We start from the raw sequence: 13,813 nt of genomic DNA, 5'->3' as shown, positions 1-13,813 counted from the left end.
GAACACGCGGGGTTCGGGTGGCTGACTGGCGGCGCGCGAGGCGTCGTCCGGAACGTTGCGCGCCGCGCGACCGCTGGCACGCTCCGGCCTGAATCAGGTCACGGGCGGGGTTGGGTCCGTTCTCGTACTTGAACCCTCGGTCGGAAGGCGAAACCGGGTATCGCGGCGGGACGAAAGGTAATTCCGCCGGGAACGAGAAGGCAACTCCATGAGAATCGCCGTCCCGAACAAGGGCCGACTCCACGACCCGGCGATGGAACTGCTCGAAAGCGCGGGCCTGCACGCCGTCGACGGTGCCGACCGAAAGCTGTACGCCGACACGGTGGACCCCGAGGTCACTCTGCTGTTCGCGCGCGCCGCCGACATCCCCGAGTACGTCAGCGACGGCGCGGCCGACGTCGGCATCACGGGCCTCGATCAGGTCCGGGAGGCCGACCCCGGTAACGTCGAGGAGCTGCTCGACCTCGGGTTCGGCCGGTGTCGACTGGTGCTCGCCGCGCCCGAGGACGGCGACATCACGGCGGTCGAGGACGTGGCGGGCAGGACCGTCGCCACCGAGTTCCCCAACGTCGCACGGCGGTACTTCGAGCAACGGGGCGTCGAGCCCGACATCGTGGAGGTCAGCGGCGCGACCGAGCTGACGCCCCACGTCGAGATGGCCGACGCCATCATCGACATCACCTCCACCGGGACGACGCTGAAGGTCAATCGACTCGCCATCATCGACGAGGTGCTCGAAAGCTCGGTCTACCTGTTCGCCCGCGACGACGTTGTCGAGAACGAGAAGGTCGAGCAGGTCGTGATGGCGCTCCGGTCGGTCCTCTCGGCCGACGGCAAGCGCTACCTGATGATGAACGCGCCCGAGGACCGCCTCGACGAGGTCCGGGACGTGATTCCGGGGCTCGGCGGCCCGACCGTGATGAACGTCGAGGGCGAGGGCGGCGAGAAAGACGGGATGGTAGCCGTCCACGCCGTCGTCGACGAGCGCGACGTGTTCGAGACCATCAACGACCTCAAGGCGGTCGGTGCGAGCGGGATTCTGGTGACCGAGATCGAGCGACTGGTGGAGTAGTCCGACTGTTTTGCGATTCCGAGGGCGTCTCGACGTTGCCGCGTAATTATTTAAGTGATAGCGAGCAAATCTGACACATGACCGTGGGAGATTCGAACGACGCCGAAACGATACTGGACGAGCGCTACGCGGTCACCGTACCGGCGAAGTTCCGGGAGCGTCTCGACCTCGAACCCGGGAATCGACTCCGGTGGACCGTCACGAACGATGGCCGACTCCTCGGCGAAATCGTTCGTGAACGGTACGGTGTCGCCGAAGAACTCGACCCTATCGACATCGAGGAGGAGACCGATGCCGTCGTAGACACCGAAGAACTCGCCTACGAGGTCGATTGATGGGCGAGGTCCTCATCGACGCGAACGTCGTGTACGGATTTCGGATGCCGAGAGACCAGTGGCACGACTCGGCTACCCGAATCGTTCGGTCGATGGACGACGGCGAACTTCCGCGGGGACGGGTAACCAACGCCACGCTGTCGGAGATTTTAAGCCCGATTCAGAAGCGCGTGGGTCACGACCCGGCGGTTGCTACGCTGGAGTTTCTCGAACGGAGTGCCGGGTTTCGAGTCCGCTATCTCGCCCAGAGCGACTTCGTTCGTGGCCGCGAACTCTTTCGCCAGTCCGTGGGAGTCGAACTCTCGGACGCGATGACAGTGGCGCACATGCGCCGGACAAGTATCGAGTACATCTACAGCTTCGACGACGATTTCGACCGATTCGAGGGAATCACGCGATTGAGCGCCCCAGTGAACCCGTTTCGACCGTCGTAGTCGAACGTCACTTCGGACCGACGACGTTCACCGTCAGGCCTCCTGAGCCCTCGTAGTAGAGCGCATCGGACCCACCAGCGTACGGGTGGCGTCCCTCGTACAACAGCAACGTTCACGTCGGCGCGGTCGAAAGCAACGCGACGAGGTTGTATATCGTGATGCCCAGAATCGCGCTCACGGTGTAGTGGGCCAGCGCGACCAGCCCCGTGGTCCGGTACCGGAGGCGGTAGACCGCCCGGATGGCGAAGAAGTCGGCACCGGCGGCGAGGGGGATGACGTATATCGGGTGATACGCCTGCAACGCGAACGAGACGACCGCCGGGACGACGCCCACCGCGAGCGCCCGGCCGATAGGGACGCTACCGAGGACGTACCGGGCTGCGATGTGCGCGGTCACGGCGTAGAACAGGACCGCTATCAGGAACGTGCCGATCAGTGCAACGACGGGAGCCGCCATGTCGGGGGGTTGGGACGGGGGGCGCTTGTGCCTGCCGATTCACCCCAAGCCGAGGTTGGGAGACCCGGGAGCCGCGAGCGACGAGAGCGCCTGCTCCGAACGGGTGTCCCACCGCGAAAAATGGCGGTTCGGTCGAACTGCAACGACCCTAGCAGGTGCACCCGCACACCCACCGAACGTCCGAGCACTCGCGCTCGTAGTTCGGGCCGTAACAGCAGTAGTGTTGCTCCTCGGTACAGGACGCCGGGTCGCCGGTCTGACAGATATCGTTGGTGCAGTTGACGGCTTCCCACGCGCAGTCGCCGCTGGTGGTGGTGACCTCGTCGTCGCCCATGTCGTGGACGACGAGTTGGCCGTCGTCGGTCTCGACGAACGCGTGAGTGTTGTCGAGTTCGGGATTCCGGTAGAGTGCGACCCGGTGGTCGGCCAACTCGGTCGTCGCGGTCAGGTGGGCGGTCGCGCCCTCGGTGTGACCGACCGCGGTGACGCCCGCGCCGGTGGCGGCGTCGGACGGTTCGAGCGCCACGTCGGTCTCGACCTCGTCGAGAGCGAACGCCGACAGCGAGGCGGATTCGAGGTGGCCTCGCGCCGCGAGTTCGTCGAGGACGGGAGCCGCGGCCGCGAACTCCTCGCGCACCGATTCGGGGTCGTCGTACCGGCCGACGAGTTCGGCACGGGTCCCCTCGTCGACCTCGGTCGAGACGTCGCTGGCGAACTCGCGGAACGGGTCGGTCCGGGTGGTCGCCGCGGAGTCGGCCGATTCGGCGGTCGCCGTGCCGATGAAGCTGACGGACATCGCCGCCGCGCCGAACCCGCGAAGGACCGAACGTCGATTGATATCGTTGTCTTCGGACATGCAGACTATCCTACATACACCGAATACATATAGTTATCTTACTAATCTAGAAATAAATTAATAATCTAAATCTTGTGTGGATTCGTGCGTAGACGACGGGGGGCCGCGAAAGCCACCGCCATCGAAGGTCCTCGGGAATCGTCGAAAACGAGTCGTGGCTGAACCGAACTGCTACTCCAGCAGGCCCAGCTCTTCGAGCCGCGAGACGATCTTGTCGACCGCCTGCTCTGCGTCCTCGGGCTTCTTGCCGCCGGTGATGACCAGCTTGCCCGACCCGAACAGCAACGCGACGACCTCGGGTTCGTCGAGGCGGTAGACGAGGCCCGGGAACTGCTCGGGCTCGTACTCGATGTTCTCCAGACCGAGACCGATGGCGATGGCGTTGAGGTTGAGGTTACGCCCGAGGTCGGCCGAGGTCACGATGTTCTGGACGACGATCTCGGGGTCCTCGTTCACGTCGATCTGGAGCTCGCGGAGCTTGTCGAAGACGATTTCGAGGCTCTCGTGCACGTCGGCCGTGCTCTTGGCGCCCGTACAGACGATCTTGCCCGACCGGAAGATGAGCGCCGCCGACTTGGGATTCTGGGTCCGGTAGACGAGTCCCGGGAACTGCTCGGGGTCGTAGTCGGCCCCTTCGAGGTCCATCGCCACGCTCTGGAGGTCGAGTTCCTGGCCGATACCGGTGGAGGCGACCACGTTTTCAATGTTGATGGTCTCCTTTGGGTCAGTCATGTGCGACTTAAATGTCGTATTTAAGGTTTATAAAGGTTGGTACTCTCCCCTGACACGTCGCCGTCGGGTTTTATGTATCCCGGAGACCGCCCGCGGGCGGTCTCCGGGGACGGCGACCGACGAGTCCACCTCGCCGAGACGAAACCCCCAAGACGGAGGGGGGAGTCCGGTGACTCGTGTACGCGCTGGAACTCGGGGGCGAGGACGACCGGTTCGCCGCCGCGGAGGCCGCGAGCGCCGCGACCGGCGTCGAGGTGGTCGCGCCCGGTCTCGCCACCGCCGGGGCCATCACCGACCGCGTTCGGAACCTCGCCTACACCCGTCGCGCGAGCGAACTGGTCGGCCGGACCGACGCCAGCGTCGAGAGCGCGCGCGTCCTGCTCGACGCCGCCGACCTCGACCGCGAGGGGACGGTGGCAGTTCGGGCCCGAACCGTGCGCGACACCGCCGGAACCGACACCCAGCGCGCGGAACGCGCGCTGGGACAGGTCCTCGTGGACAGGGGCTTTCCGGTGGACTTAGACGACCCCGACCACGAACTCCGGGCGATTTTTTCGAACGACACCTGCGCGCTGGGGTGGCTCGAAGCCGAGAGCGTCCGCGACTACGGCAGCCGCAAGCCCACCGACAGACCCTTCTTCCAGCCCGGCGGGATGGACCCCCTGCTCGCTCGGGCGCTGGTCAACCTCGCGGGCGCGCGACCGGGCGCGACCCTGCTCGACCCGATGTGCGGGACCGGCGGCGTCCTCATCGAGGCCGGACTCGTGGGCGCGACCGTCTACGGGGCCGACGCCCAGCGCAAGATGGCCCGCGGCGCGGCCGAGAACCTCGCCGAATACCTCGACGACGACGACCGCGCGACCGGCGAGTGGGCGACCCTGCAGGGCGACGCGACCCACCTCCCGTTCCCCGAGGACTCCGTGGACGCCGTGGTGTTCGACGCGCCCTACGGCCGCCAGTCGAAGATAGCCAACCTCGAACTGGACGACCTCGTCTCGGGCGCGCTCGCGGAGGCCCGGAGGGTCGCCGACCGCTGCGTCGTGGTCGGCGACCGCTCGTGGGCGAGGGAGGCCAGCGCGGTCGGCTGGGCGGTCGAGGCCGAGTTCGAGCGCCGAGTCCACCGGTCGCTCGACAGGTACGTGGTCGTCCTCGACTGACGGGAGTCGCTACGATTCGGCTTCGAGGGCTTCCCGGAGCAATCGCTCTTCCTCGTCGGTCTCGACCGTCAACTCGGGTACTCGAACCGGATTCCGGTCTTCGTCGATGGCGACGAAGGTGAAACTCGACCCCGTGGTGCGCTCGGTCTCGCCGGTCCGGGGGTCCTCGCGCCACGCCCGGAGTCGGACCGTGACGCTCGTCTTCCCGGCCCGATAGACGTAGGCGTCCACGAGCGCGGTGTCGCCGACCGGAATCGGCCGGTGGAACCCGAAGTCGTCGACGCCCGCGGTCACACAGGTCTCGCCCGCGAACCGCATCGCGGCCATCGCCCCCAGTTCGTCCATCCACTTCATGAGTTCGCCGCCGTGGAGCGTCTCGTAGTTGTTGGCGTCGTTCGGCTGGACGCGATAGCGGTTCCGGATGTGGGTGTCCGAGAGGGTTGGCATAACCGATAATGCATAGCGAAGTGGGAAGTAGTTGTCCACCAGATTTCAGTAGCCCGGGGAGGGTTCGGAAACCGGTTTTGCTGTCGACAGTTGGGTATCGAACACCGAGATTTTCACCGAAAATTCGGTATCGATGCCAAATTTTTGGCTGTAAAGTTCAGTATCTGACCCAAATATATAACCTAGAAACTGGGTATCTATACCAAGTTTTATTGATACCGGATAACATCGTACTGACATGGACGAGACCCGGTTGTTCGAACTCCTAAACAGAATCAACGTCTGGTGGGACGACGACCCCGTTCCCCAGACGCTACGGAAGGCACCGTATCGCCGGAGTGACTTCTACGTGGTACGCGACAAACTCGACGCGCAGAGACGTATTCTCACGATTCGCGGCCCAAGACAGGTCGGGAAAACGACCCTGTGTGGACAGTTGATCGAATCGTTGTTAAATCGCGGAGTTCCCGCAAAACGAATCGTCTATTTTACTGCGGAGAACAATCAGATTCTATCGGGACCGGACGACATCATCACCGACTCGCTCGAAGTGTACGAGCAGTACGTGTTGCGGGAGTCGTTCAGGAACGTGGATTCGGAGGTCTACGTGTTCATCGACGAAGTCCAAAAAATCGACGGCTGGGCCTCGAAGCTCAAGTACTACGTGGATACGTATTCGAACCTTCGCTTCGTGACGACAGGTTCGGTGAGTACGCTTATAAAATCCGATGCGAGTGAAACCCTCGTTGGGCGACTCGCCGAGCACATCATGATGCCGATGAAATATCGGGATTACGTTGCCTATCACGGGGCTCTCGATGGCGACACCGCCAGCGAATCCACGGAGCTTCGGAGCGCTCTCGACGAAAGCCTAGAGCAAGGCGATACCGGGGCGCTCACGGTAGCACTGACCCGTTTCTACGGGAGCTACAACGACGCGAGACCTCGGCTCGATGCGCTGAAAGACGAACGACTCCTAAAAGGCGGTTATCCCGGCGTAATCGAGGAAAAACCGGTCGATGCGTACACGACCCTCGATACCGATTTACGATACACAGTTATCGGCGATTTAGCGACCGTTTTCAACGTCCAGTCTCCGGAAAACGTACTTCGGGTGCTTTCGCTCGTCGCCGATTCGACGGCGGCAAAACTCAACGTTCAGAACATCGCAGATACTATCGGTATCAGTCGAGACACCGTCGAGCGATACCTCGACTATCTGGAGGAGTTCTTTTTGATAACGGAATGCCCGAAACACACGACCTCGGAGTACGATTCGGGTGGCCGTCCGAAGGTGTACGTACAGGACGTTGGACTCTACAATACGCTCGCTGGAACGCTCTCGTCGAAGACGCTACGAGATGGAAACAAAATGGGTCCGGTCCTCGAAACTGCCGTATGTGACCACGCGCGAAGGCTCCAGTTTTACCTCTCTAACGCTCAAAGCGGGGATATCGCGTACTGGGACCGACGCGGAGAAGTCGATTTCGTTCTGTCAGGGACAGATTATGTCCTCCCAATCGAGGTCAAGAATGGCGATTCGACCAAAGCTGACCTGCGCGGACTTCGGAACTTCGTCGAAGAGACGGATGCAGAGTTCGGTCTGGCAGTCAACAATGCCGAAGAACTCAAGGAGGATGACGGAATAATCCATATCCCCGCGTGGTTGTTCTTCTTCCTCTGTTGAACTACGCGTCGGCCCCGAGTTCCGCGAGCAGGTGGCCGATGTGGACCCGGTCGCTCGTCCCCTCCGCGAGGTCGGCGTCGATCTCGCCCGCCAGAACGGTGAGTTCCGCGAGGTCCTCGCCGGTGTACCGACCGGCGTGGGCGACCTCGAGTATCTCGTGGAGGACCTCCTCGCCGCTGTAGCCCTCGTCGACGAGCAGGTCGTCGAGGGTCTTGCGGGCGTCTTGGAACTCGCCCGCTTCCGCGTCGTCGAGCATCTCCTCGATCTCGCTCGTCACGCCCACGTCGCCCAGCACCTCGTAGGCGGCGTTCATCGTGACCTCGCCCTCCTTCTCGGCGGTGGTCTGTGCGCCCAAGATGGCCTTCCGGAGGTCGCCGCCCGCGTATCCGCCGATGTATTCCAGACCGTTTTCGTCGTACTCGACGCCCTCGGCCTCGACGATGCCTTCCAGCACCGCGGCGATCTCGTCGGGCGTCGGCGCGCGGACCGCGACCGGGAAGCACCGCGACTTGATGGGCGGGATGAGCTTGGTGGGCTGGCGGGTGGTGACGACGAACTGGGTGGTCCGGTGGTGGCGCTCCATCACCCGGCGAAGCGCCTGCTGGAAGTCCTCGCGGATGGCCTCGGCGTTGTCGAGCACGATGGTCTTGTACGTCCCCGAGACCGGCGAGTAGCTCGCCGACTCCTTGAGGACGTGGTTGATGAGGTCGGCCTTCGAGGAGTTGCGCTTGCGCTTGGAGTCGATGAAGGAACTGAACCGCGGGTCGTCGGCGATCTCCTTCTTGGTCATGCCGAAGAAATCGGCGACGTTGATCTCCACGAGGTCGTTGTCGGGGTCTTGGTGGGCCTCTCGGGCCAGCGCCCGGACCGCGGCGGTCTTGCCAGCACCCGAGGGGCCGTAGAGGACGAGGTTGATCGGCTCGTCGACTGCCTTCCGAAGGTACTCGCGGACGTCCTCCTGCGGGAGGTCTCGGAGGCCGGGCGCGTACTTCTCGGTCCAGAGCGGCGCGTCCATCACCCCCGCCTAGGGAGTCGGGCGGTAAGAATCGGTCGGTTGCTCGCGCCGCGGTGTCGGACCGGTCGAAAAATCGTTGGGTGCGGCGACGTGCCGCGGTCGCTCTGCCCTACTCCTCTTCGTCTTCCTCTTCGGCGGCCGTCGTGGTCTCGATGACCGTCTCTTCGTCGTCGTCTTCGGCCGTCGTGGTCTCGATGACCGTCTCTTCGTCGTCGTCTTCAGCCGCTGTGGTCTCGATGACCGTCTCTTCGTCGTCGTCTTCAGTCGTCTCCTCGGCGGTCGGTTCCTCCAGCATAATCACCGCGAGTTCGCCGAAGTCCTGCGTGTACACGCCGTGGACGTACTCGCCGGGCGGCACGTCGGTCGTGTCGACTTCGAACGACACGGTGGTCGCGGTGCTACCGTTGAGCGTGACCGTATCACGCGCGATGACGGTCCCATCGAGGCGGAACGCCACGTCCTGCGTGGCCTCCGCGTCGTTGGGGTTCGTCACGACCGCGCTCACGTTGACTGTGTCACCGATCTCGGCGCTCTCAGGCGCGTTGAGTGCCGTGACGTCGAACGATTCGAGTTCCTCGTCAGGTTCCTCGGTGGTCGTTTCGACTTCTTCTTCCTCAGTTGTCGTCTCGACGTCTTCTTCCTCAGTTGTCGTCTCGACTTCCTCTTCCTCAGTCGTTGTCTCGAATTCGTCCTCTTCTTCAGTCGTCGTCTCGAATTCGTCCTCTTCTTCAGTCGTCGTCTCGACTTCCTCTTCCTCGGTGGTTGTTTCCTCGACTTCCTCTTCAGTCGTCGTCTCGACTTCTTCTTCCTCAGTCGTCGTCTCGACTTCTTCTTCCTCGGTCGTCGTCTCGACTTCCTCTTCCTCGGTCGTGGTCTCCTCGATGACCTCGTCTTCCTCGGTGGTCGTCTCTTCAGGGGTCATCGGCGGCTCGGGCATCTCCATGTCCTCGGGAGCCGTGATGACGAACGTCACGTTCTCGACGTTGACGTTCTCGATGACGAATCGGACCGTCTCGATGTCACCGGTGAGGTTCTCCTCCAGTTGCTCCTGAGCTTCGGGGCCGGGCGTGGTGAGCTGCTCGCCGTCCTCCATCTCGGCCTGCTCCTGCATGAGCTCGGTGAGGTTGATCTCGACGCGGCGGTCCTGGACCGTGATGTCGCTGACGGTCTCGGTCCGGTCGGGTTCCTCCTCGTCGCCGAGGACGAACGACCACCGGTCGATGTTCATCTGCTCGACCTTGAAGATGAACTGTTGCTGGTCGGCGGGTTCCTCGATTTCCTCGGTGGTGGTCTCTTCGAGTTCGTCTTCTTCCTCGGTCGTCGTCTCGACGACCTCTTCAGTCGTGGTTTCCTCGACTTCTTCAGTCGTGGTTTCCTCGACCTCTTCAGTCGTCGTCTCGACGACCTCTTCAGTCGTCGTTTCCTCGACCTCTTCAGTCGTGGTTTCCTCGACTTCTTCGGTCGTCTCTTCGACGCCGTCGACGGTCACCGTCGCGTCGTCGACCACGGCTTCACCGTCCGAGGTGTAGGGCGCGTCGACCCCACCGCCGGAGATGATGAAGTCGTAGACCTGATTTTCGTTGTCGTCGTAGTGCGGCATCGCGATGACCGTCTGGGTCTCTGCCAGCGGCCGACCCAGCGTGATGGTCACGTCCTCGTGAGTTCCGGCTTCGAGGTAAGTCGAAACCCCGACGACGCTCCCGAGCGCGTCGCCTTCGAGGAGCGTCTCGTCGTGGATGGTGACGAAACCGCCCTCGGGCAACGTCGCCGACTCGATGACGACCTGCTCGCCGTCGGACTCCTGCTCGTTGATCGTGACGTCGGCTTGGTCACCTTCCGCGGGTTCGTCGGCCTCCCTCGTGGTGGTCTCCGTTTCGTCATCGACCTCCGTTTCCTCCTCGTCTTCGGTCGTCTCTACCGCCTCAGTCGTCGTCTCGTCCTGAACTGATGCGTTCGAATCTGCAACTGTACTCCCACTATCCGTCACCGCGAGTGAGACGGCTGTCCCACTCGCCAGAATCAACAGCACCGCCATGAAGACGGCGCTAAGTGTCCTGCTGTCTCGTGTCATTTGTAACCCCCAGTCTGCAGAGTATCGGACAACGAGTCTGCGAATAAACCGAAGCGACTGTTCACGCGCGTAACATCCAGATACGTCGGTTTAAGTCGGACCTATCCCCGAGTTCTCGTTGTCGAGTTCGGTTCGTAACACGGTGTTTCCGCGGGTTCAATCGCGCGTACTTCGGTCGGCGTTTCGAAGGCGCTTTCCGCCTCGCCGCCCGAACCCCAACGAGGATGTCGATGCGCGTGACGTTTCTCGGAACCAGCGGCGCGGTACCGACCACCGAGCGTAACCCGAGCGCCGTGCTGGTGAACCGAGAAGGCGACCGGCTGTTGTTCGACGTCGGCGAGGGGACCCAGCGACAGATGATGCGCTTCGGGACCGGGTTCACGGTCTCGGAGGTGTTCATCACCCACCTCCACGGCGACCACGTCCTCGGACTACCGGGCCTCGTCCAGACGTGGGACTTCAACGACCGAGAGGAACCGCTCTCCATCTACACGCCCCGCGGAACCGGCGACGATATCGACGACCTCGTCCACGCCGCGGGCAACCGGCCCTCGTTCCCGATCCACGTCTACGAGGTCGAACCCGGCGAGGTCGCGGCCCGGCGCGACGACTACGAGATACGGACGTTCCGGACCGACCACCGCACCACGTCGGTGGGGTACGCGCTGGTCGAGGACGACCGCAAGGGCCGGTTCGACCGCGAGCGGGCCGAGGAACTCGGCGTGCCGGTCGGCCCGAAGTTCTCGCGACTCCACGAGGGGAACCCGGTCGAACTCGAAGACGGCACCGTGGTCCGGCCCGAGCAGGTGGTCGGCGACCCCCGGCCCGGCCGGACGTTCGTCTACACCGGCGACACCCGCCCGACGGACGAGGTCTCCGAAGCCGCCGCCGACGCCGACCTGCTGGTCCACGACGCCACCTTCGCCGACGACCGCCGCGAGCGCGCGAGCGAGACCGGCCACGCGACCGCCCGGGAAGCCGCCGAACTCGCGAGCGATGCCGGGGCGGTCCGGCTCGCGCTCACCCACATCTCCTCGCGGTACGCGGGCGACGTATCCGACCACCTCGCCGAGGCCCGCGACGCCTTCGACGGCGAGGTGTTCGTTCCCGACGACGGCGAGATGCGCGAGATACCGTATCCCGACAAGTAGCCGAGTCGCTCTCGGGGCGGTCCGAGGATATTTCCGTGTCATTTATTGACGAACCGTGAGAAAATAGGGAGGTTTTATCCAAGCCTTCTGCTATCTTTCGGTTGCATGCAACGGTCGATAGCACTGACGATGGTCCTGTGTCTGGTCGTCGCCGGGGTCGCCCCACCGGCGGTCGCGGCGAGCGCGACGACCGCGACGCCACAGGAGAGCACCGAATCGCCCGCGTCGGCGGCCGACGCGGCCCAGGAGACCAACAACACCACGGTGACGGTCCTGTCGTACAACGACGTTCAGACCGCGGCGGCCGAGAACGGCACCCTGCCGCGGATGGTGACGATGATAAACGAGCGGCGCGCAGCGCACGACAACCCCACCGTCGTCGTGGGCGGCGGCGACGAGATGGGTCCGCACTCGCTGTCGCCGCTGAGCCAGTGGGAGGTCCCGGTCGAGGCGATGAACACCCTCGACCCCGCCGCCGACGTCATCGGTAACCACGAGTTCGATTACGGCTTCGACGCGGTCGAGAACTTCAGCGAGGCCTCCTCGTACCCGTGGTTGCTCGCGAACCTCGTCGACGAGGAGACCGGAGAGACCATGCCCGGCACCGAGCCGTACCACGTCGTCGAGCGCGGCGACACGAAGGTCGGCATCGTCGGGGTCGCCGACGAGAAGCTGAAGTCGAAGACCGCGACCGACTTCGACGAGGAGGGCTACGAACTCCGGAACTACTCCGACGTGGCCGACGAGTACGCGACCGAACTCAAAGAGGAGGAAGGCGCCGACGTGGTCGTCGTCTCGGCCCACCTCGGCGTGCCGGTCGCCGAGAACCTCGCCAACACGACCGACGACGTCGACGTCGTCGTCGTCGGCGACGACGAGCGCGAGTACCCGCCCCGGGAGGTCGGCGGCGCGGTCGTCACCGAGGCCGAGGCCCGCGGCGAACACGTCAGCGAGGTCAACCTCACCGTCGAGGACGGCGAGGTGACCTCGTGGGACGGTCGCCTGCTCGACGTGGACGAGAACGTCACGAAGAACGAGACCGTCGCGACCGACATCACCGAGGCCCGCGACGAGGAACTCGACAAGCGCGCGGGTCGGACCGATGTCGAACTCGACGCAAGCGCCTCTGCGAGCTACCACGACGACACCACGCTGGGCAACCTTATCGGCGACTCGTTCCGCGCCCAGTCCGACGCCGACGTGGCGGTCACCAACGCCGGTGGCATCCGGTCGGACGCCGCCTACGGCCCGGGCAATCTGAGCGTCGGCGACGTGTACAACGTCCTGCCGTTCCAGAACACGCTCGTGACGGTCGAACTCACCGGCGCGCAGCTCGAATCGCTGCTCGCGAGTCAGGTCGTCACGCTCGAAAGCGAGGAGGGCCAGCAGTTCGGAGCCGAGCCCAGCCTCCAGGTCAGCGGCGTGACCTACGAGTGGGTCGGCCACAACGACACCGACGAGATGATCCGGGACGCGTGGGTGAACGGCGAACCCCTCGACGAGGAGGAGACCTACACCGTCACGGTCAACTCCTACATGGCGGGCTGGGACGACTCGGTGTTCGAGAACGCCACCGTGGTCGAGGAGACCGACATGCTGTACGGCACCGCCCTGCTTGAGTACGTTCAGGACGAGAGTCCGGTCGAAGAGGTCGAGGAAGACCGCATCCGGCGAGTCGACGCCGAGGTCGAGACGAACGCCGTCGAGGTCGAAGACGGCACTGCCACGGTCGCGTTCGACGCGCCCGAGGGCACCGAGAACGTCACCGACGACTTCCACGCGAGGAACGCCGACCACGACCGACTCGCCGCCGAGTCGGTCGCGCTCGAAGACGACACCGTCGAGGTCGAGTTCGACGTGGCCGACCTCAGGACGCTGTCGGACGGCGACGAGGTCCAGGTGTACGGCGAGTACGACACCGCCGAGTACGAGCGGGTGTACTTCAACCACTCCGTGGTGAACGCCGACGTGTCGGCCAGCGACTTCGCCGAGCAGGACACGACGACCGAGACGACCACCGAGACGGAAACCGAGACCGAGACAGAGACGGAAACTGAGACGGAAACCGAAACCGAGACGGAAACCGAGACCGAGACCGACGCCGAATCCGGCGACATCCCCGGATTAACCGCGATTACTGCGCTCGTCGCGCTGGTCGCGGCGGCGCTGGTCGCGGTCCGGCGCGCCTGACGGGCGCGCCGAACCGCGGCGCGATTCCACCGCTATCCATCTCATTTCTCGCGAATCGACGCGCAGTAACGACGCCGTTCCGGTCGCCGACGCGGGGACGCGACCGCGCTCTCGTCGCCGACAGCCGGAGCGCTCTCGACACCGACACTCCGACCGCCGACCGCGCGTCGGTCGCGACCGACGCGCGGTCGGCGCGACTCGACTCGGCG

13 protein-coding genes are annotated in these 13,813 nt (G+C 64.2%); 7 read left to right on the top strand and 6 right to left on the bottom strand.

Translation table 11 applies throughout. The features are described 5' to 3' along the window. The first annotated feature begins 208 nt into the window (after nt 1-208). The 3 genes from hisG to NGM10_RS10310 all read left to right on the top strand — a co-directional run bounded on the left by hisG (nt 209) and on the right by NGM10_RS10310 (nt 1,841). A complete protein-coding gene (hisG, locus tag NGM10_RS10320) occupies nt 209-1,072 on the top strand; it encodes an ATP phosphoribosyltransferase (protein WP_253478240.1) in 864 nt (287 codons plus the stop codon). Nucleotides 1,073-1,149: 77 nt separating this feature from the next. Next, nucleotides 1,150-1,407 carry an AbrB/MazE/SpoVT family DNA-binding domain-containing protein gene (locus tag NGM10_RS10315; protein WP_253478237.1) on the top strand — a complete coding sequence of 86 codons (258 nt, stop codon included), beginning with the start codon at nt 1,150-1,152 and terminating at the stop codon, nt 1,405-1,407. After that, nucleotides 1,407-1,841 carry a type II toxin-antitoxin system VapC family toxin gene (locus tag NGM10_RS10310; RefSeq protein ID WP_253478234.1) on the top strand — a complete coding sequence of 145 codons (435 nt, stop codon included), beginning with the start codon at nt 1,407-1,409 and terminating at the stop codon, nt 1,839-1,841. Before NGM10_RS10315 ends, NGM10_RS10310 begins: the two co-directional genes overlap by 1 nt. A gap of 112 nt (nt 1,842-1,953) precedes the next feature. Here the strand turns inward: NGM10_RS10310 and NGM10_RS10305 are convergent, their stop codons facing one another. The 3 genes from NGM10_RS10305 to NGM10_RS10295 form a co-directional block, all read right to left on the bottom strand. Next, nucleotides 1,954-2,298: a DUF7473 family protein gene (locus tag NGM10_RS10305; RefSeq protein WP_253478232.1), complete on the bottom strand. Its 345-nt coding sequence runs from the start codon at nt 2,296-2,298 to the stop codon at nt 1,954-1,956. Nucleotides 2,299-2,446: 148 nt separating this feature from the next. Continuing rightward, nucleotides 2,447-3,154 carry a hypothetical protein gene (locus tag NGM10_RS10300; protein WP_253478230.1) on the bottom strand — a complete coding sequence of 236 codons (708 nt, stop codon included), beginning with the start codon at nt 3,152-3,154 and terminating at the stop codon, nt 2,447-2,449. Nucleotides 3,155-3,325: 171 nt separating this feature from the next. After that, nucleotides 3,326-3,886 carry a TATA-box-binding protein gene (locus NGM10_RS10295; protein ID WP_115797963.1) on the bottom strand — a complete coding sequence of 187 codons (561 nt, stop codon included), beginning with the start codon at nt 3,884-3,886 and terminating at the stop codon, nt 3,326-3,328. A 176-nt stretch (nt 3,887-4,062) separates the two neighbouring features. On the opposite strand from NGM10_RS10295, the gene NGM10_RS10290 reads away from it, so the two are divergent. Further along, nucleotides 4,063-5,043, top strand: coding sequence for a methyltransferase domain-containing protein (locus tag NGM10_RS10290; protein ID WP_253478228.1), 981 nt, complete (start codon nt 4,063-4,065; stop codon nt 5,041-5,043). Between the two features lie 9 nt (nt 5,044-5,052). Here the strand turns inward: NGM10_RS10290 and NGM10_RS10285 are convergent, their stop codons facing one another. Continuing rightward, nucleotides 5,053-5,490, bottom strand: coding sequence for an acyl-CoA thioesterase (locus tag NGM10_RS10285; protein WP_253478226.1), 438 nt, complete (start codon nt 5,488-5,490; stop codon nt 5,053-5,055). A 238-nt stretch (nt 5,491-5,728) separates the two neighbouring features. Between NGM10_RS10285 and NGM10_RS10280 the strand changes: the two genes are divergently transcribed. Further along, complete coding sequence (locus NGM10_RS10280) at nt 5,729-7,177, top strand: ATP-binding protein (RefSeq protein WP_253478224.1); 1,449 nt, start codon at nt 5,729-5,731, stop codon at nt 7,175-7,177. Nucleotide 7,178: 1 nt separating this feature from the next. On the opposite strand, the gene NGM10_RS10275 is transcribed toward NGM10_RS10280, so the two are convergent. Both NGM10_RS10275 and NGM10_RS10270 read right to left on the bottom strand, forming a co-directional pair. Further along, nucleotides 7,179-8,192 carry an AAA family ATPase gene (locus NGM10_RS10275; protein WP_253478222.1) on the bottom strand — a complete coding sequence of 338 codons (1,014 nt, stop codon included), beginning with the start codon at nt 8,190-8,192 and terminating at the stop codon, nt 7,179-7,181. A 109-nt stretch (nt 8,193-8,301) separates the two neighbouring features. Continuing rightward, the gene (locus NGM10_RS10270) at nt 8,302-10,263 is read right to left on the bottom strand and encodes a DUF7282 domain-containing protein (protein WP_253478220.1); all 1,962 of its coding nucleotides are present in this window, start codon (nt 10,261-10,263) and stop codon (nt 8,302-8,304) included. Nucleotides 10,264-10,487: 224 nt separating this feature from the next. Between NGM10_RS10270 and rnz the strand changes: the two genes are divergently transcribed. Continuing rightward, nucleotides 10,488-11,414 carry a ribonuclease Z gene (rnz, locus tag NGM10_RS10265; protein WP_253478218.1) on the top strand — a complete coding sequence of 309 codons (927 nt, stop codon included), beginning with the start codon at nt 10,488-10,490 and terminating at the stop codon, nt 11,412-11,414. A 105-nt stretch (nt 11,415-11,519) separates the two neighbouring features. After that, nucleotides 11,520-13,604, top strand: a complete 2,085-nt coding sequence (locus NGM10_RS10260) for a bifunctional metallophosphatase/5'-nucleotidase (RefSeq protein ID WP_253478215.1) — start codon at nt 11,520-11,522, stop codon at nt 13,602-13,604. Nucleotides 13,605-13,813: the final 209 nt, after the last annotated feature.

The sequence above is a fragment of the Halorussus salilacus genome (assembly GCF_024138125.1).
Taxonomy (GTDB): domain Archaea; phylum Halobacteriota; class Halobacteria; order Halobacteriales; family Haladaptataceae; genus Halorussus; species Halorussus salilacus.
This window is presented reverse-complemented; position numbering and strand designations above follow the sequence as displayed.

Coding starts and splice junctions, on each gene's coding strand:
- hisG (WP_253478240.1), top strand. CDS start 209: ATGAGAATCGCCGTCCCGAACAAGGGCCGACTCCACGACCCGGCGATG.
- NGM10_RS10315 (WP_253478237.1), top strand. CDS start 1,150: ATGACCGTGGGAGATTCGAACGACGCCGAAACGATACTGGACGAGCGC.
- NGM10_RS10310 (WP_253478234.1), top strand. CDS start 1,407: ATGGGCGAGGTCCTCATCGACGCGAACGTCGTGTACGGATTTCGGATG.
- NGM10_RS10305 (WP_253478232.1), bottom strand. CDS start 2,298: ATGGCGGCTCCCGTCGTTGCACTGATCGGCACGTTCCTGATAGCGGTC.
- NGM10_RS10300 (WP_253478230.1), bottom strand. CDS start 3,154: ATGTCCGAAGACAACGATATCAATCGACGTTCGGTCCTTCGCGGGTTC.
- NGM10_RS10295 (WP_115797963.1), bottom strand. CDS start 3,886: ATGACTGACCCAAAGGAGACCATCAACATTGAAAACGTGGTCGCCTCC.
- NGM10_RS10285 (WP_253478226.1), bottom strand. CDS start 5,490: ATGCCAACCCTCTCGGACACCCACATCCGGAACCGCTATCGCGTCCAG.
- NGM10_RS10280 (WP_253478224.1), top strand. CDS start 5,729: ATGGACGAGACCCGGTTGTTCGAACTCCTAAACAGAATCAACGTCTGG.
- NGM10_RS10275 (WP_253478222.1), bottom strand. CDS start 8,192: ATGGACGCGCCGCTCTGGACCGAGAAGTACGCGCCCGGCCTCCGAGAC.
- NGM10_RS10270 (WP_253478220.1), bottom strand. CDS start 10,263: ATGACACGAGACAGCAGGACACTTAGCGCCGTCTTCATGGCGGTGCTG.
- rnz (WP_253478218.1), top strand. CDS start 10,488: ATGTCGATGCGCGTGACGTTTCTCGGAACCAGCGGCGCGGTACCGACC.
- NGM10_RS10260 (WP_253478215.1), top strand. CDS start 11,520: ATGCAACGGTCGATAGCACTGACGATGGTCCTGTGTCTGGTCGTCGCC.